Annotated in this window: 21 protein-coding genes; 18 read left to right on the top strand and 3 right to left on the bottom strand. The window is 45.2% G+C overall.

Annotated elements, in window-relative coordinates; all coding sequences use genetic code 11:
• Positions 1 to 64: 64 nt before the first annotated feature.
• On the bottom strand, positions 65 to 940 hold the full coding sequence (locus EML15_RS00900; protein ID WP_144272976.1) for a peptidylprolyl isomerase: 876 nt from the start codon (positions 938 to 940) through the stop codon (positions 65 to 67).
• A gap of 83 nt (positions 941 to 1,023) precedes the next feature.
• Between EML15_RS00900 and tpx the strand changes: the two genes are divergently transcribed.
• The 3 genes from tpx (at position 1,024) to hisS (ending at position 3,525) form a co-directional block, all read left to right on the top strand.
• On the top strand, positions 1,024 to 1,530 hold the full coding sequence (gene tpx / locus EML15_RS00895) for a thiol peroxidase (protein WP_144272975.1): 507 nt from the start codon (positions 1,024 to 1,026) through the stop codon (positions 1,528 to 1,530).
• 14 nt (positions 1,531 to 1,544) lie between these two features.
• Entirely contained in the window at positions 1,545 to 2,183 is a 639-nt protein-coding gene (locus EML15_RS00890; protein WP_144272974.1) for an MBL fold metallo-hydrolase, read from the top strand.
• A 79-nt stretch (positions 2,184 to 2,262) separates the two neighbouring features.
• Positions 2,263 to 3,525, top strand: coding sequence for a histidine--tRNA ligase (gene hisS, locus EML15_RS00885; RefSeq protein ID WP_144272973.1), 1,263 nt, complete (start codon positions 2,263 to 2,265; stop codon positions 3,523 to 3,525).
• 66 nt (positions 3,526 to 3,591) lie between these two features.
• Here the strand turns inward: hisS and EML15_RS00880 are convergent, their stop codons facing one another.
• A complete protein-coding gene (locus EML15_RS00880; protein WP_144272972.1) occupies positions 3,592 to 4,992 on the bottom strand; it encodes an L-serine ammonia-lyase in 1,401 nt (466 codons plus the stop codon).
• 187 nt (positions 4,993 to 5,179) lie between these two features.
• Here EML15_RS00880 and EML15_RS00875 point away from each other — a divergent pair, with 187 nt between their 5' ends.
• Both EML15_RS00875 and EML15_RS00870 read left to right on the top strand, forming a co-directional pair.
• The gene (locus tag EML15_RS00875) at positions 5,180 to 6,016 is read left to right on the top strand and encodes a hypothetical protein (RefSeq protein WP_144272971.1); all 837 of its coding nucleotides are present in this window, start codon (positions 5,180 to 5,182) and stop codon (positions 6,014 to 6,016) included.
• A complete protein-coding gene (locus tag EML15_RS00870) occupies positions 6,013 to 8,028 on the top strand; it encodes a YhgE/Pip domain-containing protein (protein ID WP_144272970.1) in 2,016 nt (671 codons plus the stop codon). The genes EML15_RS00875 and EML15_RS00870 overlap by 4 nt, the downstream gene beginning before the upstream one ends.
• A gap of 103 nt (positions 8,029 to 8,131) precedes the next feature.
• Here the strand turns inward: EML15_RS00870 and EML15_RS00865 are convergent, their stop codons facing one another.
• Positions 8,132 to 9,010: a neutral zinc metallopeptidase gene (locus EML15_RS00865; protein ID WP_144272969.1), complete on the bottom strand. Its 879-nt coding sequence runs from the start codon at positions 9,008 to 9,010 to the stop codon at positions 8,132 to 8,134.
• A 261-nt stretch (positions 9,011 to 9,271) separates the two neighbouring features.
• Between EML15_RS00865 and aspS the strand changes: the two genes are divergently transcribed.
• From aspS to EML15_RS00800, 13 genes are all read left to right on the top strand, one after another.
• Positions 9,272 to 11,056 carry an aspartate--tRNA ligase gene (gene aspS, locus EML15_RS00860; RefSeq protein WP_144272968.1) on the top strand — a complete coding sequence of 595 codons (1,785 nt, stop codon included), beginning with the start codon at positions 9,272 to 9,274 and terminating at the stop codon, positions 11,054 to 11,056.
• A 224-nt stretch (positions 11,057 to 11,280) separates the two neighbouring features.
• Positions 11,281 to 12,564 carry a phosphotransferase gene (locus tag EML15_RS00855; protein WP_246858084.1) on the top strand — a complete coding sequence of 428 codons (1,284 nt, stop codon included), beginning with the start codon at positions 11,281 to 11,283 and terminating at the stop codon, positions 12,562 to 12,564.
• A 16-nt stretch (positions 12,565 to 12,580) separates the two neighbouring features.
• Positions 12,581 to 13,912, top strand: a complete 1,332-nt coding sequence (locus tag EML15_RS00850; RefSeq protein ID WP_144272966.1) for a replication-associated recombination protein A — start codon at positions 12,581 to 12,583, stop codon at positions 13,910 to 13,912.
• A 194-nt stretch (positions 13,913 to 14,106) separates the two neighbouring features.
• Entirely contained in the window at positions 14,107 to 16,779 is a 2,673-nt protein-coding gene (gene alaS / locus EML15_RS00845) for an alanine--tRNA ligase (protein WP_144272965.1), read from the top strand.
• Positions 16,780 to 16,788: 9 nt separating this feature from the next.
• Positions 16,789 to 17,328, top strand: a complete 540-nt coding sequence (gene ruvX, locus EML15_RS00840) for a Holliday junction resolvase RuvX (RefSeq protein WP_144272964.1) — start codon at positions 16,789 to 16,791, stop codon at positions 17,326 to 17,328.
• A gap of 143 nt (positions 17,329 to 17,471) precedes the next feature.
• The gene (gene mltG / locus EML15_RS00835) at positions 17,472 to 18,623 is read left to right on the top strand and encodes an endolytic transglycosylase MltG (RefSeq protein ID WP_144272963.1); all 1,152 of its coding nucleotides are present in this window, start codon (positions 17,472 to 17,474) and stop codon (positions 18,621 to 18,623) included.
• 154 nt (positions 18,624 to 18,777) lie between these two features.
• Positions 18,778 to 19,608, top strand: a complete 831-nt coding sequence (locus EML15_RS00830) for a shikimate dehydrogenase (protein WP_144272962.1) — start codon at positions 18,778 to 18,780, stop codon at positions 19,606 to 19,608.
• A 58-nt stretch (positions 19,609 to 19,666) separates the two neighbouring features.
• Positions 19,667 to 20,146, top strand: a complete 480-nt coding sequence (locus tag EML15_RS00825; RefSeq protein ID WP_144272961.1) for a prepilin peptidase — start codon at positions 19,667 to 19,669, stop codon at positions 20,144 to 20,146.
• Positions 20,147 to 20,238: 92 nt separating this feature from the next.
• Positions 20,239 to 21,450, top strand: a complete 1,212-nt coding sequence (aroC, locus tag EML15_RS00820; protein WP_144273433.1) for a chorismate synthase — start codon at positions 20,239 to 20,241, stop codon at positions 21,448 to 21,450.
• Positions 21,451 to 21,577: 127 nt separating this feature from the next.
• Complete coding sequence (locus EML15_RS00815) at positions 21,578 to 22,105, top strand: shikimate kinase (protein ID WP_144273432.1); 528 nt, start codon at positions 21,578 to 21,580, stop codon at positions 22,103 to 22,105.
• 78 nt (positions 22,106 to 22,183) lie between these two features.
• Entirely contained in the window at positions 22,184 to 23,275 is a 1,092-nt protein-coding gene (gene aroB, locus EML15_RS00810) for a 3-dehydroquinate synthase (RefSeq protein WP_144273431.1), read from the top strand.
• Positions 23,276 to 23,277: 2 nt separating this feature from the next.
• Positions 23,278 to 23,715: a type II 3-dehydroquinate dehydratase gene (gene aroQ / locus EML15_RS00805; RefSeq protein WP_144273430.1), complete on the top strand. Its 438-nt coding sequence runs from the start codon at positions 23,278 to 23,280 to the stop codon at positions 23,713 to 23,715.
• Positions 23,716 to 23,767: 52 nt separating this feature from the next.
• A complete protein-coding gene (locus EML15_RS00800; RefSeq protein WP_144272960.1) occupies positions 23,768 to 24,865 on the top strand; it encodes a Xaa-Pro peptidase family protein in 1,098 nt (365 codons plus the stop codon).
• Positions 24,866 to 24,978 lie beyond the last annotated feature (113 nt).

Raw genomic sequence — 24,978 nt, 5'->3', positions numbered from 1 at the left:
ACAACTTGCGACGCCCACCCAAAAGTTTCATACCATTTGGGTGGGCGTCGAGTTGCGTATGCTGTTATTGCACAGTGGCTTTGGTGATTCTTACTTCTTTAGCAGGTGTACCAGTGCCATCAGCACTTTGTTTACCAATACCTGCAGCAACGATGTTTTCGACGGTTTTAATTCCTGCCTCGTCCATGGTGCCGAAGTAGGTATAGCTTGGTGCAAAAGTGTGATCCGTGGAGTTCAAGAAGAACTGAGAACCATTTGTATTTGGACCAGAGTTCGCCATGGCAATGCTACCGCGAGGATATTTCACTGGAGAGCTTTGGTCATCTGTAGAATCCACAGGGTACTCATCTGCAAAACTAAAACCAGGTCCACCAGTTCCAGTGCCTGTTGGATCTCCGCATTGTAGGAAGCCACTATCAGATACTCGATGGCAAATTGTGTCGTTATAGTATCCAGATTTTGCTAGGTGCTCAATCGCATTAACTGTGCATGGAGAAACCGAGCGATCCAAGGTTAATGGGATATCACCTTGGTTAGTGACAAAGGTAAGTTTGACAGTTCCTTTGGTGGAGACTTTATCGCCTTTAGGTGCTGATACCTCTTTGGCAGCAGTGCCATTATCCGGGTAGTTACAGGAGACGGTATCAGGTAATGCAGAGGAACGAGCAGTTTTGAGGATTCCCTTATCATCGACAAGAGCTGATACTGGTTTAGTCTCAGTTGTTTGAGCTTGGCTGCTCTTAGCTTCAGTTTCACCAGAGTTTTTATCATCACGGGTAGTCGCATAGATGATGCCTACTGCAACAACAGCAATGACAAGCGCAGCGATGAGCGGTGTAAGCAAAGATCTGGTTTTTTCTGAACGATCTTTTGCTTTAATATGCTTTTCAAGTTGAGAGATCGCATCTTTACGACGCTGTTCATTAGATTGTTTGCTCACATAGAACAGTGTAGCGAGGATATTGAGTTAACGATACTAAGACACAGGCAAGCCATGAGACTATTGCTGCTATGCTAACTATTATGGCTACAACAAATTTTCAGAATAATCCGGTTACAACCAGTGGTGAATTACCAGCTGTAGGTGCAGACTTGCCCGAGTTCACATTGGTAAATACCGAACTGCAAGAGGTAACCGCAGCTGATTTTAACGGTAAGAAAATAATTCTCAACATTTTTCCTTCAGTAGACACAGGTGTATGTGCTGCTTCGGTACGTCGCTTTAATGAAGAAGTATCAGCGTTAGAAAATACAGTTGTATTGTGCATTTCTAAAGATCTTCCTTTTGCCCAGGCGCGTTTTTGTGGGGCAGAAGGGTTGGATAATGTCATTCCAGTGTCTGCGTTCCGTTCTGATTTTGGGCAGAAATTTGGCTTGGAACTAGAAGGTTCCCCACTCAAAGGCTTATTAGCACGTGCAGTTATGGTTGCCGATAGCGAAGGAAAAATTGTTTATACTCAGCTAGTTGAGGAAATCACTACTGAACCTGATTACCAGGCAGCATTGAGTGCAGCTCAAGCGGATAAATAGAAGATAAAACGCTAATGAATATCTTGCACTTTGCTACAGGACCGTATGCAACCAATTGCTATATAGCAGTATCGGACGGTATTGCTGATGTGATTGATCCAGGTATGCATAGTGCATCAGCAATCAATGATTATCTGAGTGAGAATAATCTGGCACTTGGAAACATAATTCTCACGCATGGTCATATTGATCATGTACGTGATGCTGGTGAACTAGCACATCATCATGGTGCCAGCGTCTATATCCATAAAGCTGATGCTTTTATGCTCAATGAACAGATTGGCTTCAATGAGCAGGCACGGATACTCTTTGATGTCTCATCAATGCGTCTCGTGCATAATCCTCAATGGCTTGAGCCGGGTAGCACGATTGCTATTGCTGGTCAGGACTTCACGGTGCATCACTGTCCTGGGCATTCGCCAGGATCGGTTATCCTTCAAGGCAAAAAACTTGCTTTCAGCGGAGATGTATTGTTTGAGGGAAGCGTCGGGCGCACTGATTTGCCTTTTTCTTCCCCGGAAGAGATGACAAAGACATTAAAAGATATTGTGCTTTCCCTACCTGATGATCTTGCTATTTTGCCTGGTCATGGTGCTCATACCACTATGCGAGTGGAAAGAAAGAGTAATCCTTTTCTGCAGGAGCTATCGTGACCTAGGTGTGGCAGGTAGTGCGTAATTTATCTTCATTATTATTTTCAGTAACAAACTATAAAAGAATAACAACGAGAGTATGACTAAGAAAAAGATACAAACAATCGCTGCTCCTAAAGGTGTGCCTGATTATATTCCGCCGCAATCTGTTGACTTTGCGGAGGTTCGCTCGACCTTTGCACGTGTAGCACAGACAGCTGGATATGAGCACATAGAACTGCCAGTGTTCGAGGACACTACACTTTTTGCACGTGGTGTTGGAGAATCCACTGACGTCGTAAGCAAAGAAATGTACACTTTTGCGGACAGAGGCGAGCGTTCAGTAACGTTGCGGCCAGAAGGTACAGCAGGGGTGATGCGCGCTGTTATTGAGCACAATCTTGATCGTGGTCAGTTACCAGTGAAACTACACTACTATGGTCCTTTTTTCCGATATGAGCGACCACAAGCAGGACGCTATCGCCAACTCCAACAGGTAGGTATAGAAGCAATTGGTGTCGATGACCCAACGTTAGATGCTGAGGTCATTGCTCTTGCTGATAGAAGTCTGAAAGCGATTGGGTTATCCGAATATCGACTAGAGATCACCAGTCTTGGCGATAACACCTGCCGTCCGCAGTACCGTGAAAAGCTGCAAAATTTTCTTTTTGATCTGCCCTTGGATGAAGAAACACGTCGTCGAGCAGAAATTAACCCATTGCGTGTACTAGACGATAAACGTCCGGAAATGAAGGAAATGCTTTCCGACGCACCCCTCATGCTTGATTATCTGAGTGAAGAGACAAAAATTCACTTTGACACCGTGCAACAATTACTTACTGACTTAGATGTCAATTATGTAGTTAATCCTCGTATGGTGCGTGGACTCGATTACTACACCAAAACTACCTTTGAGTTTGTGCACGATGGATTAGGCGCCCAATCAGGCATTGGCGGTGGCGGACGCTACGATGGTTTGATGGCACAGCTTGGTGGACAAGATCTATCAGGAATTGGTTATGCGTTAGGCGTTGATCGCTGTCTATTGGCGTTGGAAGCAGAAGGAAAACGCTTAGGAACAGGGCAGCGGGTGCGCGTATTTGGTGTGCCGATGGGCGCGCAAGCAAAAGGGAAAATGCTGATTCTCATTGAGCAATTGCGAGCTCATGGTATCTGTGCAGACATGGTCTATGGTGATCGTGGTCTTAAAGGCGCAATGAAAGCTGCTGATAAAGCTGGGGCAGACTATGCTTTGGTGCTGGGAGATCGAGAAATTGCAGACAATGTTGTAGCAGTCAAGAATCTTCGCACACAGACTCAAGAAGATATTGCACCAGAACAGCTTATCTCTTACCTGCATTGATAGCTTTATCCTGCAGAGGTGCTGCTAATAACCACCAGTAGCACCTTGTTTTCTACAAGTTGCGTGCTAGCATTCTGTAAGGTTAACCGGCAATCCGAGGTTAATTGCTAAACCACCGGCGGATGTCTCCTTATACTTGGTGAGCATATCGCGTCCGGTATCTGCCATAGTTTTGACTACATGGTCAAGACTCACGCGGTGTTGCCCAGTGCTCAATTGCGACATCCGAGCGGCATTGATGGATTTAACAGCACCAATGGCATTGCGCTCAATACATGGAATTTGGACAAGCCCACCGACTGGATCACAGGTCAAACCAAGATTATGCTCGAGGGCGACTTCAGCTGCGTGTTCTACTTGTTGAGGCGTACCACCCATAATTTGACACAGACCTGCTGCTGCCATTGCTGAAGCAGAGCCCACTTCTCCCTGACAACCTACTTCAGCTCCTGAAATAGAAGCATTTTCTTTAATGATGATGCCAACTGCTGCCGCAGCAAGTAAAAAGTCTCGGTGGCGTTGCGCGTCATAGCCCTCAAGAAAATCTCGAGCATAATGCAGCACTGCTGGAATAATGCCTGCTGCACCATTTGTTGGTGCAGTGACGATACGCCCACCTGCCGCATTTTCTTCATTAACCGCTAGAGCATAGAGATTGACCCATTCCATAGCCCACAAAGCATCTTTAGTGCGATCAACAGCTGTGGAATTAACATACTTATACACTTGCGGTGCTCGCCTTTCGACGGATAATCCACCAGGCAATACACCATTTGTTTGGATTCCAGCAGTGACACAAGAACGCATAGTAGCCCATACAAGATCAAGATGATCAAGGACAACGCTTTTGCTGCCGTGAATCGCTTGTTCATTAGCAAGCATAAGGTCTGGAATGCTCACATTATTCTTGGTGCACTGTTCTAACAACTGTTGCGCATTATGAAAAGGATAGGGTAATTGTTCAGTGCGCCCTGTTGTCGATACGCCTGCTCCAAGAACATCTTTTTCCTGTTCAATGAGTTCTTGTTCAGAGAGGATAAAACCTCCGCCTACGGAGAAGAAGACTTCTGGAGCTACTGTGATGTTTCCGGCCTCGTCGTAGGCGCAAAAGGTGATGGCGTTGGGATGTCTGCTGAGAGCTTGGGGATCAAAATGTAATTGATACCTCCATTCTCCTAGCGGACCACTGACATTACCTGATATCGGAATAGAACTACCAAAAGCTGGGGCAGTGGTTGCTGTAGCAGTTGTAGGATCGAATCCAGCAAGGCCGAGAATCGCAGCACGGTCGGTGCCATGTCCGATACCAGTGGCGGCAAGAGAACCATGCAAAGTGATATGAATAGTATCCTGCTGTGCATGCGGATTATTGCGTGAAAAAGCCAGTGCTGCTCGCATAGGACCTACTGTGTGTGATGATGAAGGGCCTATGCCAATACTAAAAAGATCAACTGCGCTAATCGACATATACTCAATCCTTTGCTTAGGTTTTGGTGAGTTAAAAGCCTATTCTAATGGGTTTCCTTTGTTTTTTGCTTTGGGTAATGCTGTGTAGAATTCAGTATGACTAATTATTGAAATTGTTTTGACCTGTTTTCTAGCGAGGAAACGTCAAAGAAGAAAGCAGGAAAAGGACAATTAAGGAACTGAGAAAATGATCCAAAAAACTATATTATCCACGCATGATTTAGTTTTGAGTAATGGGGTTGCTAAACCTGATATCAGCATCGTCGAAGGACTGACCTTGATTCATTCGCGTCGTGAATCGTCGGCAACTGTATTTGCTATGACGATTTCTGGCAGGATGAAACAAAAATCCGGGAGCATAATGTTTCGCCACAGCGATCGATTATGGTCTGCGCGGAAAACAGATACACAGGTATCAGAAGATATGTGGGAACAGCAGTTAAGTGGAAACCACATAGCGAGTGTTTCATCAGATGATGGAGCAGAGGAGACGATAGAGATCACAGCTAGCAGGAAGCTACATAAGCGTATTGCACTTGCTGGGGTCGTAGAGATTGATAGACTCGAGCGCCTGATACCGGTGCGATCTGTGATACGTGAACAAGCTGCATGGCGTAGTTCTTGGTATAAACCTGTTCCTAGAAAAATTAGTCAGATCGATAGTTTCGCTCAGGCAGCTGATGTTATTGGCTTAGAAATTGATGATGAGCGTGCACGTAAAACTAACATTGGGCAATTAGACCCGACAGAAAGATTTAAGTTGCGTGTTGTGTTAGCGCTAATGTCTACTCCTCGGGCATCATTAGTGCTTATTGACGATATTGATCAGGTGCGTAGCCAAGAAATACGAGATGAATTATTAGTATCTTTGCGCAATTTAAGTGCATATCTTCCGGTTGCCGTGATTTCTTCTAATTCTGATCGACTTGGCATTTGCGACCATAGTATTCGGATTGAAGATGATCAGGCTATCGTGGTTTCTTCTACACAGTCACGGCAAAAAAGCGGGGTAACAAAGCAATGAGTTTGTTTCATATTGGGTCAGAGCTACGCCGCTTTGGGCATGGTAAATTACCACCTCTTACTGCATTAGTGATTGTTCTTATTCCTTTGTTATTTGGTGGTCTATTCGTGTGGTCCTATTGGGATCCAGTGGGACGATTAAACAATATGCCAGTGGCAGTGGTGAATTCAGATGAAGGCACTACTGTTGCAGGAAGAGAAGTTCACGCTGGTGACCAGATTGTTTCTGCTCTATTGAATAATGACAAGGTTAATTTCATTGAAGTAGACGCCGATGATGCTAAAAAAGGCATTGATAATGGTACTTACTATTTTGGGATTGAATTACCAACAGACTTTTCGGCAGCAGCAGTAAGTGCAAACACTGAAACACCACATCAAGCGACGCTGAATGCCGTATATAACAATAACAATGGCTTTTTAGCAACTATGCTTGGTAACCAGGTAGTAGCACAGGTTTTGGCAACTATCAATGAGAATCTGGGTAGCCAGGTGGCGACACAACTGTTGGTTGGGTTTAATACCATTAATGGTGGGGTGCATGCGGCTGGAGCAGGAGCAACACAACTTTCTGAAGGAACAGGAGCCGCACGAGAAGGAAGTCAGCAATTAGCTCAGGGGAGTGGTTCACTGGAACAAGGCATTGCGCAAACCAATGATGGTGCTCATTCTCTTGCTGCTGGCGCAGGTGAATTAAGCGAAAATATCGCAAAGGCCAGTGCGGGTGCAGATCAGCTTGCTGATGGTTTGGCGCAACTGAATCAGGCCACAGAGGCATTAGGAAATGGTGCTGACCAAGTTTCTCGAGGTGTTAATCAGGTGACCGGAATTGCGAATCGTGCGCATACCACTCAAGAGCAGCTATTGGGCATGATCGTAAATTTATCGGCTCAACTACGTTCGACAGGAATACCTCAGGCAGTTGATCTCGCTAATCAAGCTGATGGGCTTGTTACCCAACTACGCAATAATGGTATAAGCGGTGCTATTATGTCACAGCTTGATCAACTTAGTGATGGTGCTCAGCAGGTCAATGAACAACTGACCAGTCCGGTATCAAAGTTCAGACAAGGAATGGATGCCGCAAACACTGGAGCACAGCAGTTAGCAACTGGTCTACATGAGCTTAACGACGGTTCTCAGCGTCTTGTCATTGGTGCAAATACTTTGGCAGATGGCACCAGCCGGTTGCTTGCTGGTTCTCAACAACTTACAGTGGGAGCTTCTCAGCTTAGTAGTGGTCTGGTGCAACTTGATGAAGGATCCGCTGAGCTAGCACTGAAATTGAATGAAAATGCGGATAAAATCCCCACGTTTTCTGCCGATAGGTTGGGAGCTGCAGCGCTTAATGTTACGACTCCCGTCGGAAAGCATATGCCAGGAGATAGTTTATCGCTTTTTGGTGAGGGACTGGCACCAATGTTTATTTGCATTGGTTTGTTTGTGGGAGGCACAGTGTGTTTTATGATTGTGCGACCACTCCAACGCCGCGCTATCGAGTCGTGTATCACACCCATTCGAGTCGCCTTGGCAAGTTATCTGCCGGCGGCGATCCTAGGATTAGCACAGGCAACAGTCGTATTTTTAGTACAACGGTTTTTCATTGGCCTACATGCTGCTCATGAATGGGCTTTATGGCTAGCGATGTGCGCGATATCGCTGACCTTTATGGCACTAGCTCAAGCATTGAACTCTATTTTTGGAGCCACTGTAGGGCGAGTGCTGTGCATTGGGTTTATGACGCTACAAGTTGTTTCCTCTGGTGGATTGTATCCACCAGAGACGCAACCAGCACCTTTGCGTTGGTTCCATACCTATGACCCCATGACCTATGGCGTTAATCTTTTGCGCCATGCTATCAATGGCGTCGACGGAATAGATGATTCGCGTGTAGTACAAGCTCTAGGAGCACTGGTGCTTATCTGGATTATTTGCTTTAGCGTCACGACTTTATCTGCGTTGCGTGAGCGGCAGATGAAGATAAAAGATCTGCACCCAGAAGTTGCTGTCTAATTATTGTTCGTGAGCATACATAACAAAAGCCTTGAGATATCTGCGTGGTATCCCAAGGCTTTTTCTAGGCTTTAACGACTATACAAGATAAAGAAAACGAAGATTATTTGTAGCCACCGTGTCCAAGGGTATCACAGCTGCTCATTTTTCCGCTCTTATAACCAGCTAAAAATGCTTCTTGACGCTGTTCAGAAGAACCGTGAGTAAAAGATTCAGGATTGATCTCTGTTCCTGAACGCTTCTGGATATTATCATCACCAACAGCTCGGGCAGCATTAATCGCATCTTTTACTTGATCATCAGTAATGGGCTCCAAAAAGGCATTGTCTCCTTTATCTGCATAATGAGCCCATACACCGCCATAGCAATCTGCTTGGAGTTCAATTTTTACGGCATTAGAGTCTTGACCTGGATTGTTGTAATCAGATAGCCCAAGGGTGCCTTCTAGATTTTGTACGTGATGTCCAAACTCATGCGCAACGATATATTCTTGTGCGAAAGGCGTGTTTTCGCCGCCAAATTTTCCTAATTCATCAAAGAAAGAAACGTCGAAATAAGCTGTTTGGTCGCTAGGGCAGTAGAACGGTCCTGTAGCTGAAGAGGCTTGCCCACACCCAGTAGCAATGCTGTTGCTGAAAATAGTAAGACCAGGTTTGGTGTATTCCACACCAGATTGCTGAGCCAATTGTTCTTCCCACATTTGATTAACACTCAGTCCAGTAAACTCAACACGGCAATCTGTGTTTTCATTTGCATCTGCACCAGTTTTACAGTGATCAAGTGTGCCGGCAGATTGCTGAGTTTGTCCACCGTCGGTTTGCCCACCAATCAATTGACCAAGGTCGCTAGGGTTACCTCCCATAAGGAGATAGAGCCCGACGAGAACTACTGTTCCTACACCTCCGCCAAGAGCAATTCGACCACCTGATCCGCCTGAACGTGCCAGATTTTCTGATTTCTCAATATCGCCACGAAAAGTCATAATGTTAATTTTTGCATAATTTTCCTGAAGACAAAAGAGATGGAGAGCTGCAGTCGAGTGCACAGGGCCACAGTGACAATAGAAAAGTAAGCCAAGTGAAAGACGAGTTTTGCTGTATGAAAAGATCAAAGATAACTTATTTGGGTATAGTTTTATGAAGAGCTACACGACAACAAAGCGGTAGATGAAAAATCAGATAAGTTGATAAGTCAGTTAATACGTCTAATACGTCTTAATACGTCTCGGAAGGAATTGATGTAGGTGCTTCGGACACATTATGCAGGTGATCTTAGAAAAGACATAGCTGGTCAAGAGGTTACTCTTACCGGTTGGGTTTCTCGTCGTCGAGATCATGGTGGTGTGATCTTTATTGATTTACGCGACTCATCTGGAATTGCACAGGTAGTTTTCCGCGATACAACCGTCGCAGAGCAAGCACATCAATTACGTAGCGAGTTTTGTATTAAGGTCACCGGTGTGGTGGAGCTTCGCCCTGAGGGGTCGGAAAATCCACAGCTTGCTTCTGGAGCTATTGAAGTCAATGCTACCGAGCTGGAAGTGCTCAATGAAGCAGCAGCCTTGCCTTTCCAGGTAGATGAATCTGCGCAGTCGGAAGTCGGCGAAGAAACACGACTAAAATATCGTTACTTGGATCTGCGCCGTCCAGTACAAAGCAATGCATTGAGATTGCGTTCGGCAGCCAATAAAGCAGCGCGTACTGTGTTGGACCGCCATAATTTTGTGGAAATTGAAACCCCAACGCTTACTCGATCCACTCCCGAAGGTGCTCGAGATTTCTTGGTTCCTGCTCGGCTGAAACCAGGCTCATGGTATGCACTACCGCAGTCACCACAGCTTTTTAAGCAATTGCTCATGGTTGCTGGTATGGAACGTTATTATCAGATTGCTCGTTGCTATCGTGATGAAGATTTCCGTGCTGACCGTCAACCAGAATTTACTCAGCTTGACGTAGAGATGAGCTTTGTCGATCAAGAAGATGTTATTGCGTTGGCAGAGGAAATCGTTGCAGAGCTGTGGAAACTCATTGGCTATGAGATTACCACTCCTATTCCACAGATCACCTATGCAGAAGCAATGCGGAAATATGGGTCTGATAAACCTGATCTTCGTTTCGCTATTGAAATTACAGAATGTACTGAGTTTTTTAAGGATACGAGTTTCCGAGTATTCCAAAATGAATATGTCGGTGCCATCGTTATGGAAGGTGGAGCGAGCCAGCCGCGTCGTCAGCTTGATGCTTGGCAAGAGTGGGCAAAGCAGCGTGGCGCTAAAGGTTTGGCATATATCCTCGTAGGCGAAGATGGCGAATTAACCGGTCCAGTTGCAAAGAACATTACTGAACAAGAACGAGCTGGTATTGCAGAGCACGTTGGCGCACAACCTGGTGACTGCATTTTCTTTGCTGCAGGTGATGCCAAGAGCTCTCGCGCCTTGCTTGGTGCAGCTCGTGGTGAGGTTGCACGTAAACTAGGTCTGATTAAAGAAGGTGATTGGGCATTCACCTGGGTCGTTGATGCACCGCTATTTGAGCCTGCAGCAGATGCAACCGCTTCTGGCGACGTCGCCTTGGGTAATTCCAAGTGGACCGCTGTGCACCATGCTTTTACGTCACCAAAACCAGAGTGGCTTGATAATTTTGAGCAGCACCCAGAGCAAGCGACTGCATATGCTTATGACATCGTATGTAATGGTAACGAAATTGGTGGTGGCTCTATTCGTATCCACCGCCCAGATGTCCAAGAACGTGTATTCCAAGTCATGGGTATTGCCGAAGAAGAAGCACGAGAAAAGTTTGGCTTCTTACTTGATGCTTTTGCATTTGGTGCACCTCCACATGGTGGTATCGCGTTTGGTTGGGATCGTATCGTGAGTCTGCTTGGTGGTTTTGACTCGATTCGTGATGTGATTGCATTCCCTAAATCAGGTGGCGGTGTGGATCCACTGACTGCTGCTCCAGCGCCTATTCCAGCGCAACAGCGCAAAGAAACGGGAGTAGATTTTAAGCCTAAAGCTGAGAAAGCCTAAAGGCTACAGCCGTACGATAGGTATTGTACGATTTGCTGGACAAAACCTTTCAGGTGTGTTCGCTCTAAGCGGATACACCTTTTAGCATTTATGTGAAGAAATAGGTGATTTCACTATCTAAAAGTTCTACACTGGACTACTGGATTTCTTTCGGTGCTCGGTCCCGGTCATCGAGAAAAGATCAGTGACTGAGCTTATAAGGAAGGAGCATGGTGCCTGTGGATATGAATGAGCACGATGAAGAATTAATCGTTGATGAGAGTTTCATTAACGATATCGTTACTAATGCACAAAAATTATTGTCGCAGCGCTTTGGCGGCAGCCAGAAGTTAACAGATATTCAGCTTTTATCTGGATCTGGTATTGCAGTAGTCATTCGTGCACGATTGGTAGCCTCCCCATTTATTCAGCAGCGTTCAGTAATTCTTAAACATATGCCTCTGACTGGATTGCTCTTCGATCATTCTGCTTTCTTAAGAGAAATTGTTGCATATCAATTCACCACTTCCTTACCAGAGGAGGCTCGTCCAGGACCTGTTTTGCTAGCGCATGACGTCGAGAAGCGTCTTATTGTTATTAGCGACTCTGGTGACGGAGATACTTTTGCACAATTATTGGATACTAAAGATGATCGCGTGCGTCTTTCTATTTTGCGGGATTTAGGGGAAGCAATTGGAAAAATGCATGCTGGAACAGCGGGTAAGGAACAGGATTTTGCTATTTTGCTTAATCGAATGCTGCTGAAACACAAAAATGTGCAAGAGATATATAAATATCGTGAGCGTGTTATCCTTTCTTCCATTCCGGTAGGTAAAAGTCTGCTTCAACGTGCTGGTATTCAGATACCTGAAGTGGTGGAGGAATATGCCCGCAGTGCACAGCATAGATTGACGGCGGGGCATCATCGTGGGTTTACCCCGTTTGACCTATCACCAGATAACATCATTGTTGCTAATAAAACGCATTTTCTTGACTATGAATCAGCTGGTTTTCGCGATTGCACTTTCGACGTTGCTTGCGTTATAGCTGGGTTTCCTCAATACTTGTCTTCCCGAAGCATCAGCGATGAAGAAGCAGATGTTTTCATTCAAGCATGGCTTAATGAAATTAGTGATACCTGGCCTCATACACGCGATCCTCAGTGGTTGAGTAATAGAATCATGAGCTCTTTATTGGGGTGGGCTTTATCTTCACTGACTATGATGCTCTTCCAAGTGGATCCAGAGTGGTACATCGATGATCTTGATTCTGTCTTAGCTCAAGAGAAAAAAGAATGTGAGAATGAACATGATAGTGAGACACTATGTGAGTTCTTTTCACCTATCACTGAACTGATATTTGGTGATCCGCATGACGTACCACATGATTTTTTGATGATTAGGCAGGATATACGAGAAACCTTTGAGGCAATCTATCGCTATGCAGTTCGTGGCAGGGACTTGCAGTTTGCGTCTGTAGCGCAATTTTCTGCAGAGGTAATCAAGTTTTTAGATGTAAAACAGACTTAGCTATATATGGTGACTGATGACTGAGCATGATTTATTTTCAGCTGATGCGCAACGTTCTACGTATGAACATGCGCCATTAGCGGCAAGAATGCGTCCACAAACTCTTGAGGAAGTCGTCGGGCAGCGCCATCTCTTAGGAGCTGGGCGCCCTTTGCGACGACTTATCGAAGGAGCAGGTGAAGCATCGGTTATTTTGTATGGGCCACCTGGTACTGGAAAAACCACACTTGCCTCGTTGATTAGTGCAACTACTGGGTATCAATTTGTAGGACTATCGGCACTTAGCTCTGGGGTAAAAGAAGTTCGCGCTGTTATCGATCAGGCACGTCGTGAGTTAATTGATAATAAAAAAACAGTTCTTTTTATTGATGAGGTGCATAGATTTTCTAAAACTCAACAGGATGCGTTGCTTGCCGCTGTAGAAAATAGAATTGTTCTTCTGGTAGCAGCTACCACGGAAAATCCTTCTTTCTCCGTGGTGGCACCATTGTTGTCTCGTTCGCTCATTCTTAATTTACATCCTCTTGATGATGCTGATATTACTGAAGTAATTGAGCGTGCAATTAAGAGTGAACGTGGATTGGCGAGTCGGATTAGTGTTACTGATGAAGCTATTGCACAACTTGTCTTGTTAGCATCTGGCGACGCACGTAGAGCACTGACGTATCTTGAAGCGGCTGCTGAAGCAGTTGCCGATGGTGGACAACTGACGCCACAAATCTTAAAAGAAAATATCGATCGTGCTATTGTGCGTTATGATCGCGATGGAGATCAGCATTATGACATCACAAGTGCATTTATCAAATCTATTCGAGGCTCTGATGTAGATGCGGCATTGCATTATCTCGCCAGGATGATTGAAGCAGGAGAAGATCCTCGCTTTATTGCGCGTCGGTTAATGGTACATGCTAGCGAGGATATCGGTATGGCAGATCCTCAAGCATTGACTATTGCTGTATCGGCAGCTCAGGCAGCACAGTTGCTGGGAATGCCCGAGGCAAGAATACCTTTGGCTCAAGCAACTATTCACCTAGCCACGGCACCTAAATCCAATGCAGTAGTGCGGGCAATCGACGCGGCCTTGAATGATGTGCGTTCTGGGCTTAATCCACCTGTACCGGCACATTTGCGTGATGGACATTATGCTGGTGCACAACGCTTGGGTAATGCTGTTGGCTATCGTTATCCGCATGATCATCCGTCGGGAGTGATAACCCAGCAATATATCCCACGAGAACTAGATAGTGCAGTCTATTATCAACCTACGGATCATGGTGTGGAGAAAAGGATTAGTGATTACCTGGGGAAATTGCGTCGGATAGTGCGCGGTAATACACGCTCTCAGTAGATCCATAGCGGTGTCAGGTTGAAAGTAGGTAAGTGGTGTCAAAGAGGGTAGAGTGTATGTGCGTAGTATGTCGTACTATGCGACAATAATCTCATAACTTAAATAGTGATAATGAAAAATAGTTGTTGCAGTGTCGCCTAGGGCGCTGCTGCTTGCCATTGTGTAGTTAGAAAGCAAAAGCGAGGAATACCATCGTGCAAACACACGAAATCAGAGAACGTTTTATTAACCACTTCGTTAAAAAAGGACATACTTTTGTCCCAAGTGCTTCTCTGATTTTAGATGACCCAAACTTACTATTCGTCAATGCTGGAATGGTGCCATTCAAGCCATATTTTTTGGGGCAGCAAACGCCACCTTTTGCTAATGGAACTGCCACTTCTATCCAAAAATGCGTGCGTACCTTAGACATTGATGAGGTAGGAATTACCACGCGCCACAACACATTCTTTCAGATGGCAGGTAATTTCTCCTTTGGTCAGTATTTCAAGCAAGGCGCTATTGAGAATGCCTGGTCATTATTGACGTCATCGGTAGCAGATGGTGGGTATGGGTTAGATCCAGAGCGATTGTGGGTAACGGTCTATCTTGACGACGATGAAGCTGCAGATATTTGGCATAACCATATTGGTGTCCCTACTGAGCGTATTCAACGGTTAGGGATGGCAGATAATTATTGGTCAATGGGTGTTCCGGGGCCATGCGGGCCGTGCTCAGAAATTTACTATGACCGCGGCAGTGCATATGGAAAAGAAGGCGGTCCTATTGCTGATGACAACCGCTACATGGAGATTTGGAATCTGGTCTTCATGGAAAACGAACGTGGTGAAGGCATTGGTAAAGATGATTTCCATATTCTTGGTCCGTTGCCGAAAAAGAACATTGATACTGGACTTGGCGTAGAACGTGTTGCGTGTATTTTGCAGAACGTAGAGAACGTATATGAGACAGATCTGTTACGTCCAGTTATTGATATAGCTGAGCAATTGACCAGCAGCGTGTATGGGAAAAACAACACGGATGATATCCGCTTCCGAGTGATTGCTGATCACTCACGTACTGCCATGATGCTTATTCTCGATGGCGTAACCCCTGGTAATGAAGGGCGCGGTTATATTCTGCGTCGTTTGTTGCGCAGAATTATTCGTTCTGCACGTTTGTTGGGTGCACAGGGACAAACCATGGAAAAGTTCATCAACACCATCATGGATACTATGACTCCGTCGTATCCGGAAATTGCAGATAATCGTGAGCGCATTATTCGTGTTGCTGTCACTGAAGAAAATGCATTCTTAAAAACACTAGAATCAGGTACATCTCTCTTTGAGCAAGCAGCGGCAGATATCAAGCAATCAGGTAAACGCACGATTGCTGGTTCTGATGCTTTTGCCCTCCATGACACGTATGGTTTCCCTATTGATTTGACTCTCGAAATGGCTTCTGAAGCTGGGCTATCTGTGGATCTTGATGGTTTTAATGACCTCATGGCACAGCAGAAAGCACGTGCGAAAGCAGATAATCGTGCGAAAAAACATGGTCATACTGATTTGTCAGTCTATCGGCAATGGGTGGATGAGAATCCAACGCAATTCAGCGGTTATGATGAATTAGAGTCAGAAGCAAAAATCATTGGTTTGCTTATCGACGGCAAGAAAGTTGATGAAGTACCTGAAGGTACTACGTCATCTGTTGAGGTTATTCTTGATCGTTCACCACTATATGCTGAGTCAGGTGGACAATTAGGTGATCGTGGTCAGATCACTATGTCTGGCAGTGTTGTCGAGATTGATGATGTGCAAAAAATTGCTAAGAAACTTTGGGTGCATAAAGCTCATGTAGTTTCTGGCGGCATGAGCGTTGGCGATGTAGTGCGTGCGAGCGTGGATACACAATGGCGCCATGCTGCACGCCAAGCGCATTCAGCTACTCATCTTATTCATGGTGCTTTGCGTCAGGTGCTCGGTTCTACTGCTGTTCAGGCAGGTTCTATGAATAAGCCAGGCTATTTGCGTTTCGATTTTAACTACACTGATGCATTAACCTCACAGCAACTAGAACAAATTGAGTTGCTCACTAATGAAGCCATCGATCGCGATTGGCAAGTCAATACTGTAGAAACTTCACTTGAAGAAGCTAAAGCGATGGGTGCTATGGCATTATTCGGGGAAAACTACGGTGACGTGGTGCGTGTAGTCGAAATCGGTGGACCATTTTCTATGGAATTATGTGGTGGTACCCACGTAGCGCATGCTTCACAGATTGGTCCTGTTAGCGTACTTAATGAGTCTTCTGTGGGTTCTGGTGTGCGTCGTATTGAAGCATATACTGGTCTTGATGCCATGCGTTATCTGGCTAAAGAACGTGTATTAGCAGAAAACCTTGCCACAATGTTAAAGACTCCTTCCTCGGATTTGCCAGAGCGCATTGAGCAGCTTGTGCATAAATTAAAAGAGGCAGAAAAAACTATTGAGGATATGCGTCGTGCGCAACTGCTTGCTGATTCAGCAAAGTTAAAGTCTCAGGCAATTCTCGTTAATGGTGTTGAAGTGGTATGCAGCCAACTACCTGATGGAGTATCTGCCCAGGATCTTCGTTCTATCGCAAGCGATCTGAAGAACTCTTTTGGCTCTAAAGAAGCAGTAGTGGTGCTCAGTAGTGTGGATTCTGAAAAAGTGCCTTTTGTGATTGCCGTTTCCCAAGCAGCAGTATCTCGTGGTCTTAAAGCTGGGGACTTAGTAAAACTTTTGGCCAGTTATGTTGCCGGTCGTGGTGGTGGTAAACCAGATATGGCTCAGGGAGCTGGTAGTGATGCTGCCGGCATAGATGCTGGATTTACCGCTATTAAGGATGCGATTGAGAATAATTAAGGAGAGTAGATGGGCTACGTCAATGCGGATACCCCTGGTCATAATGATCCAGGAGCGGGTCGACGTCTTGGCATTGACGTAGGAACTGTGCGGATTGGGGTGGCTGTTTCTGATCGAGATGCACGATTGGCTACTCCAGTAGAAACAGTTGCGAGAATTACTCATTACCGAGATCCTGATGGTGCAGATATTGATCGATTAATGGACTTGATTGATGAATATGCAGTAGTAGAAATTGTTATTGGTCTGCCGAGAGATCTCCAAGGTAATGGTTCTCGCAGCGTGCGTCATGCTAGAGAAATAGCGTTTCGACTGAAGCGGCGCTTAAAACAGCAAGGCAGATTTGTTGCTATAAGGTTTGCTGATGAACGTTTGACAACTGTTGTGGCATATAACGCTATGGCTGCGGTTGGTAGGAGTCATAAGAAAAGCAGAAACGTGATTGATCAAGCAGCTGCAGTAGAGATTTTGCAGTCTTGGTTAGATGCTCGACAGAGATATCAGCACGACCATGTGCACGATCATGACGATAATCTTGAATGTCATTGATTTATTCTGCGAATGTCTGTGTTTATCCGAGTAATGTTGTAATCATCTTGTAATCTTCTTTCAGAAACATTATTCAGAGTTTAGTGGTAAAACTTTATGTCACACTGCTAGCGCTTTGGAGATGCGGAAGGTTTGTTACGAAAATGCGGATGGAAAGCAAATACGTGAAACGTCGTCAAAGAGGTCTTGCAGTGTTATGCGCTGCGCTGGTGCTTTTAATCGGTGCGGTGATCTATATCGGAGTGCACTTTTTTAACCATGGTGAGTCGGATTATTCTGGTTCAGGCAACGGTACAGTCAAGTTGGTGCAAGTTGAAGAGGGATCAAGTCTTTCTGAGTTGGGGCCACAGCTGAGTAAAGACGGTATTGTTGCTTCTAATGACGCTTTTCAGAGTGCAGCTTTTAATAATCCTCGTGCTTCGCAGATTAAACCAGGATTTTATCGCCTTCAAGAGGAAATGAGTGCTGAAGCTGCAGTGAATGCTTTACTTGATGAGAAAAATCAAGTAGAAGTGCTCAATGTGCAGGGTGGCTCTACCTTAATGGACTCAAAAGTTGTTGGTGGAGATGTTCGCTATGGCATCTATACGCTTATTTCCCAAGTGACGTGTGCACAGGGGGCTGATAATTGTATTAGTGCACAATCTCTCCAGGATGTTGCAGCGCAAACCGATCCAGTAGAGCTGGGTGTACCAGAGTGGGCAATTGAAAAAGTCAAAGGACGTGGGAATGATCCGCGTAGACTTGAAGGGCTTATTGTTCCTGGTCAGTATGTTGTTGATCCATCTGCTAATGCCAAAGAAATTCTTAAAGATTTGATTCAGCGTTCCGCAAAGGAATTTGAGAAAACCGATATTGTTAATCGTGCTCAGGTGGTTAATCTTTCTCCTTATGACTTGTTGACTGCTGCCTCACTCATTGAGCGAGAGGCACCTGCTAATGATTTTGATAAGGTCGCACGCGTTATTCTTAATAGGTTAGCTGTTCCACAGCGCCTAGAGTTTGACTCTACAGTGAATTATGATTTGCCAGAACAAGAGGTGGCTACTACCGACGCAGATAGGGCGCGTTTGACCCCATGGAATACATACACCATGGATGGGTTACCAACCACGCCTATTGCCAGTGTCTCTGTCAAAGCTATTGAAGCTATGGAAAAGCCAGCAGAAGGGCAATGGCTCTACTTTGTTACTGTTGACAAGAACGGAACTACTGTTTTCAGTAATACCTTTGAGGAACATTTAGCGGCAATTCAACAATCTGCTGATAATGGAGTGTTAGACTCCAATCGTTAAATCAGGAGAGTCTTTTGCGCACACTGTTTCCTGAAAAAATCTAAAGAAAACGTCGGTGGAGATTTTTGCATACTCTACCGACGTATTCCTACATCTGATCTCTTATTAAAAAATGAGTATGTTCTTTCACAGGAACAATGAAGAAGGCGAGAACATGGGTGATATGCATAGAGTCGCAGTTCTTGGTTATCCCATCGAACATTCTTTGTCGCCTATTGTGCATAATGCTGGCTATGCTGCTCTTGGCTTAAAGAATTGGCACTACGATCGCTATGAATGTACAGCAGAACAATTGCCTGGGTTAGTGCATTCACTTTCTGATAGTTATCAGGGCTTTTCAGTAACGATGCCAGCAAAATTTGCGGCTTTATCGTTTGCAAACACTGTAAGTAATCGTGCACAAGAAATCGGTTCTGCTAATACGCTGGTAGCTACAGAAAACTTAGGATGGTATGCAGATAATACTGATTGCGAAGGTATCATAGGAAGCCTTGAACAATTAGGGATTACTCGATTTTCTCCAGGCGACAGGGCAGTAGTTATTGGTGGCGGTGGTACTGCGCGCCCCACATTATGGGCATTAGCTCAGCTTGGTATCAATGATGTGGCGGTGATTAATCGAAGTGATAAAACTGCGGAACTTCTTCCTTTGGTTGAGCGTAGTGCAACAAAATTTAATATGCATTCTTATGATGAGGATTTAGGGAAAATATGTTCTGGGAGCAGTGTCATTATTTCTACTGTTCCTTCTGCTGTTGTCGCTCGATATGCACCGCAGATTGTTCATGCTCCGCTTATCGACGTTATCTATGATCCAGCGCCTACTCCTTTACAAGAACTTGCCTATGAGAGAGCAATTCCTGCAGTTGGTGGTCATGTTATGTTAGCGTATCAAGCCTATAGTCAATTTGAGCTTTTTACGGGGCAGCAAGCTCCACGGGAAGTTATGTTTCAAGCACTAGAACAAGCATTGGGATTGCGCTAACATGAGAGCACTCCATTTGTAATGGAACATCGGAAAAATTAATACAGGGGTGGGGGATATGTTATGCGTTATCAGTATTGGTGGCTTATTAGCACTAGTATGGGCACTGCTTTGCAAAGAAGATATACGTCAGCACAGGCTTGCGCACCGCTATACCTGTTGGAGCGCTGTGTTATCTGTAGCGCTCATATATGTGGTTATGCCTACAGCAATGGGTTATGCGGTGTTTAATGCTCTAGCATGGACTATTGTTTATCTACTCATTGCTATCGCTACAGGAGGATTAGGTGGCGGAGATATTCGGCTTGCAGTAAGTACCGGTATGGTAATTACATTGAGTGGGTATAAAGAGTTTTTACGAGTCGACTTACTTTTCCATATCAAAAACCTGATTATGGCAATTGCATTAGCCAATGCAATATCTATTGTGGTTTTTCTCATACGGCGTTGCTTTGGTGCAAGGACATCGAGTGTAGCGCATGGTCCAGCGATGATCGGAGCAACTATTGTCATAGTGCTAGGGCATCTATGCCTATGAATACATCTAGCTGTGTGCTGTTAAAGAAAGATATAGGGGATAAGGCGGGGGTAAAAATAGATATTGAGCACTTTCATGTAATAATTGCCTTTATGCTTCGTTGGACTACTGCAGGAGAATCTCACGGTCAAGCATTGGTGAGCATGATTGAACATATGCCCGCCGGTGTACCAATTACTCGGGAAGAAATTTCTTTCCAGCTAGCTCGTCGTCGTCTTGGGTACGGCAGAGGTGCACGAATGAAATTTGAGGCAGATGAGGTAACGCTTCTTGGTGGTATTCGACACGGAAAAACGCTAGGCAGTCCTATTGCCATTATGATTGGCAACACCGAATGGCCTAAATGGACAACAATCATGTCCGCTGACCCTCTTGATCTTGAGGATCCAGAAGTAGCAGCAGCTATGCAGTCAGGTCGGGGTGCTCAGCTTAAACGACCACGACCAGGGCATGCTGACTTTGCTGGAATGCTGAAATACGATTTTGCAGAAGCGCGCCCTGTTCTCGAACGCTCCTCAGCAAGGGAAACAGCTGCACGTGTTGCTGCAGCAACGGTGGCACGTGCTTTTTTAAGAGAAACTCTAGGTGTTGAGGTATTATCTCACGTTATTTCCATAGGGCGTTCCACACCTTATCATGGTGTATCACCTACTTTCGCTGATCTCGATAGCATTGATGCATCTCCGGTGCGTTGCTTTGATAAAGAAGCTGAGCAGTCCATGATTGCTGAAATTGAATCAGCAAAGAAGAGTGGTGATACTCTTGGCGGAATTATTGAAGTGATTGTTGATGGACTACCTATTGGACTAGGGTCGCACATATCTGCTGATGATCGTCTGGATGGGCAACTTGCGGCTGCTTTGATGAGCATTCAAGCGATCAAGGGTGTGGAAATTGGCGACGGTTTTGCTGAAGCTACTCGACGTGGCTCAGAGGCACATGACGAGATTATTCGTGATAACGACGGAAAAATAATTCGCGAAACAAATCGTGCTGGTGGTTTGGAAGGCGGAATGACAAATGGCGAGTCATTACGTATCCGAGCAGCGATGAAACCGATTTCAACGGTACCTCGTGCACTCAAATCTATTGATATGCACACTGGTGCTGCTGCAACAGCAATTCACCAGCGCTCAGATGTAGTTGCTGTTCCTGCTGCTGGTGTTGTTGCAGAGGCGATGGTGGCATTGGTGCTTGCACGAGCTGTTTTGCAAAAGTTTGGTGGGGATAGTCTGGGGGAAACAAAGAGAAACATAGATTCTTACCAACAATATATTGACACACGCTTGCGGTTTGAGGCTTAAAGAATATCAGAGTAGGTGGTGCATAGTGACTGATGTAGAGACTGTAACAGAAGAAAATACACAAGAAATCACAAGAGACGACACACAAAAAGTAGAGCAAACTGATGGTGCAAAAGCACAATATGCAATGAGTGCTCCGATTGTTACTCGTCCTATTGTGGTGCTTGTAGGTCCACCTGGGGCGGGAAAAAGCACAGTGGGTCGTCGTTTAGCACGAGCCTTGCATAAAGAAACCGTTGATACTGATACGTTGATCGAACAGAAATATGGCAAAAAGTGCGGAGAGGTTTTTCATGAACTAGGTGAAGAAAAGTTCCGAGAAGTCGAGGCACAATGTGTGCAAGAGGCATTGCGTAGCGATGGTGTTGTGAGCCTTGGTGGTGGAGCTGTTATAACAGAAGCGACGCGGCAATTACTCAAAAGCCATGTAGTTGTGTGGATAGATATCACTGCTGAAGAGGGTGTGCGTCGGACGCTTTCAGGAACCAATCGACCGATTTTGCAAGCTAATGATCCGATTAGCCATTATCGTGAACTGTTGAAAGAGCGTAGGGCATTTTACCGGGAGGTGTCTCGGTTTAGAGTTCATTCTGATCGTCGCGGACCACAGAAAGTGGTAGCTGATATTCTTGGTTTCATTGAAACTGGGCAGTAATGAAGCGGGTAATGAATAAGCGGTGCATTAACGAGAAGATCGCTTATAGCTGAGGAGTACAGAAAAATGGTTGAGGACATAACACGCGTTGAAGTTCGTGGACAATCGCCTTATGCAGTAAGCATTGGGCGCGGATTAGAACGAACAATTATTGATTTTATTCGTGCTTTGGAAGTACAGCGCGTCGCGATTATTACTCAGCCAGCTGTGCGTAGTCATGCAGATAATTTGGCTAGAAAATGTGCCGAGGCTGGAATCATTGCTGTGGTGATGGGGGTTCCAGACGCAGAAGCGGGGAAGACGTTAGAAATAGCGGGACAGTGTTGGAATACTCTCGGACAGCATTCTTTCACCCGTAATGATGCTGTCATTGGTTTTGGCGGTGGTGCGGTCACCGACCTTGCTGGGTTTGTCGCTTCAGCTTGGATGCGTGGTATCAAGGTTATTCATGTTCCTACCACCTTATTAGCCATGGTTGATGCTTCTGTAGGTGGAAAAACTGGCGTCAATACTATGACCGGGAAAAATCTTGTGGGGACTTTCCACGAACCCAGTGCAGTATTTATTGATTTAGATTTTCTTGATCAGCTGCCTAAAGAAGAAATTATTGCTGGTTCTGCTGAAATTATTAAAACGGGTTTTATAGCTGATCCGGTCATCATTGATCACTATGAACACAGTAATTCTTCATGCCTTGACCCACGAGGACTATTGCCTGAATTGATTATGCGCTCCGTAAAAGTAAAAGCACAGGTAGTGAGCCAAGATTTAACTGAATCTTCGTTAAGAGAAATCTTGAATTATGGTCATACTTTTGGGCATGCAGTTGAGCGCTGTGAAGACTATACATGGCGGCACGGACAAGCAGTGGCAGTGGGCATGATGTTTATCGCTCACTTGGCTTTCAACCGGGGCATAATTTCTGCTGAATTATTAGACTTACATCGCAGAATTCTGGATTCAATAGGTTTAGCAACAAGCTATAGTGCCTCAGAGTGGGATGATCTTTTCGTCGCAATGCGTCATGATAAAAAGAATCGTACGGGGCGTATTCGTTTTGTTGCTATTAACGATATTGCTGATCCCATGCGTATTGAGGATGCTACAGAGGAAGAAATGCGTGCAGCATATGAAGCAATCTCAGGTACTGCTAGTACAGAAAGTAAATGACAATGCATATCTTGGTGCTTAATGGTCCTAATCTTGATCGTCTTGGGAAAAGACAGCCAGACATTTATGGCACAACTACCTTGCGTGATTTAGAAACACTGATTCATGGTAAAGCTCAAGAGCTAGGAGTTTCCGTAGAAACTCGTCAATCCAATCATGAAGGCGAACTGATTGAATGGGTGCATGAAGCTGCTGATAAAAATTGGGCAGTAGTGATTAACCCCGGTGGTTTTACCCATACTTCAGTAGCGTTGCGAGATGCCCTTGCAGAAGTAAGCGATGGTGTGGGTTTTATTGAGGTACACATATCGAATGTTCATGCCAGAGAGCCTTTTAGACATCATAGCTATTTATCACCTATCGCTCTGGGCGTGATTGCTGGTTTGGGTACAGCTGGGTATCTTTATGCTTTAGAGCACTTCTCTGGCACGCTACAATAGCAGTGACAGCTTCATCGTTTACGCATTTTGCTGGAAAGGAAACTCGAAGATAATGGCTCTTTCTGATACTCGATTTGCAAATCGACGACGTAACCTAGCAGCAACATTAGCTGGACAGCGAGTAGACATGATGCTGGTTACGCATCTGACTCATGTGGCATACCTTTCTGGTTTTTCCGGGTCTAATGGTTCGTTAATTTTGGCGAAAGACTTATCTGCACAAGTAGCTACTGATGGTCGCTATGTGACTCAGATAGCAGAGGAAGTACCAGATCTTGAGTGCGTGGAAGCTAGAGATACTGCTGTGGAATTGCTCAAGCAAGTAACCGGATCTCGTCGCGTAGGTTTTGAGGCTGATTATGTGTCTGTGGCAGAACTGGAAAAACTCCAGTCTGCCGTGGGGGAAGATATTACTTTGGTGCCAGTACGTGGGGTCATTGAGAAAATCCGGAGTGTCAAGGATCCTCAGGAACTTGATGGCCTTAGAGCAATCGCAGATCTAGCTAATAGTGCTCTACAAGAGCTTATCGACGCGGGTGAATTAGCAGTTGGGCGTAAAGAATCTGATGTTGCAGCAGATTTGGAGTACCGGATGCGTCGAAAAGGTGCGCAACGCCCAAGTTTTGATACCATCGTTGCTTCTGGTCCTAATTCTGCTAAACCGCATCATGGTGCGTCAGATCGAGTTATCCAAGCAGGTGATTTTGTCACCATTGATTTTGGTGCTCATGCACATGGTTTTAATTCGGATACTACAAGAACGTTCATCATGGGACATGCTACTGATTTCACTCGTGAAATTTATGATGTGGTATTACGTGCACAACAAGCAGGTTGTGCAGCTGCTGTGGCAGGTACTGCCTTAGCTGATGTTGATAAGGCATGTCGCGATATTATTACCGACGCGGGTTATGGTGAATATTTTGTTCATTCAACGGGTCATGGTGTGGGCTTAGATCTGCATGAAGCACCGTATGCTGCTCGAGGGGCAAGTGGTGTGCTAGAAGAAAATATGACATTGACGATTGAACCTGGGATATATATCCCTGGTAAGGGTGGGGTGCGTATTGAGGATACGCTCATCATTACATCAGGACAGCCAGAGAATCTTACGAATAGTTTGAGTAAAGAGTTTCAGGTTATTGGGTAGCCGCCCACGCCTAGCCGAGGCGAAACTGCGTTTAAGGTAGGAATCTGCTAACATTAGTTTGTTTTATGCACTCTGTGCATAATCGGTACTGATATTCATGATGCCAAATACTA

It is taken from the genome of Corynebacterium sp. sy017 (genome assembly GCF_017918135.1).
Classification (GTDB): domain Bacteria; phylum Actinomycetota; class Actinomycetes; order Mycobacteriales; family Mycobacteriaceae; genus Corynebacterium.
The sequence above is the reverse complement of the archived record's forward strand: the minus strand, read 5'-3'. Positions and strand labels throughout refer to the sequence as shown.

Bases quoted from the DNA above. Each gene is read 5' to 3' on its own strand.
- EML15_RS00815 (WP_144273432.1), top strand. From the start codon at position 21,578: ATGAGTGCTCCGATTGTTACTCGTCCTATTGTGGTGCTTGTAGGTCCA.
- mltG (WP_144272963.1), top strand. From the start codon at position 17,472: ATGCGGATGGAAAGCAAATACGTGAAACGTCGTCAAAGAGGTCTTGCA.
- hisS (WP_144272973.1), top strand. From the start codon at position 2,263: ATGACTAAGAAAAAGATACAAACAATCGCTGCTCCTAAAGGTGTGCCT.
- aroQ (WP_144273430.1), top strand. From the start codon at position 23,278: ATGCATATCTTGGTGCTTAATGGTCCTAATCTTGATCGTCTTGGGAAA.
- EML15_RS00890 (WP_144272974.1), top strand. From the start codon at position 1,545: ATGAATATCTTGCACTTTGCTACAGGACCGTATGCAACCAATTGCTAT.
- aroC (WP_144273433.1), top strand. From the start codon at position 20,239: ATGCTTCGTTGGACTACTGCAGGAGAATCTCACGGTCAAGCATTGGTG.
- EML15_RS00875 (WP_144272971.1), top strand. From the start codon at position 5,180: ATGATCCAAAAAACTATATTATCCACGCATGATTTAGTTTTGAGTAAT.
- tpx (WP_144272975.1), top strand. From the start codon at position 1,024: ATGGCTACAACAAATTTTCAGAATAATCCGGTTACAACCAGTGGTGAA.
- EML15_RS00870 (WP_144272970.1), top strand. From the start codon at position 6,013: ATGAGTTTGTTTCATATTGGGTCAGAGCTACGCCGCTTTGGGCATGGT.
- EML15_RS00865 (WP_144272969.1), bottom strand. From the start codon at position 9,010: ATGACTTTTCGTGGCGATATTGAGAAATCAGAAAATCTGGCACGTTCA.
- EML15_RS00855 (WP_246858084.1), top strand. From the start codon at position 11,281: ATGAATGAGCACGATGAAGAATTAATCGTTGATGAGAGTTTCATTAAC.
- EML15_RS00830 (WP_144272962.1), top strand. From the start codon at position 18,778: ATGGGTGATATGCATAGAGTCGCAGTTCTTGGTTATCCCATCGAACAT.
- EML15_RS00825 (WP_144272961.1), top strand. From the start codon at position 19,667: ATGTTATGCGTTATCAGTATTGGTGGCTTATTAGCACTAGTATGGGCA.
- ruvX (WP_144272964.1), top strand. From the start codon at position 16,789: ATGGGCTACGTCAATGCGGATACCCCTGGTCATAATGATCCAGGAGCG.
- EML15_RS00850 (WP_144272966.1), top strand. From the start codon at position 12,581: ATGACTGAGCATGATTTATTTTCAGCTGATGCGCAACGTTCTACGTAT.
- EML15_RS00880 (WP_144272972.1), bottom strand. From the start codon at position 4,992: ATGTCGATTAGCGCAGTTGATCTTTTTAGTATTGGCATAGGCCCTTCA.
- EML15_RS00800 (WP_144272960.1), top strand. From the start codon at position 23,768: ATGGCTCTTTCTGATACTCGATTTGCAAATCGACGACGTAACCTAGCA.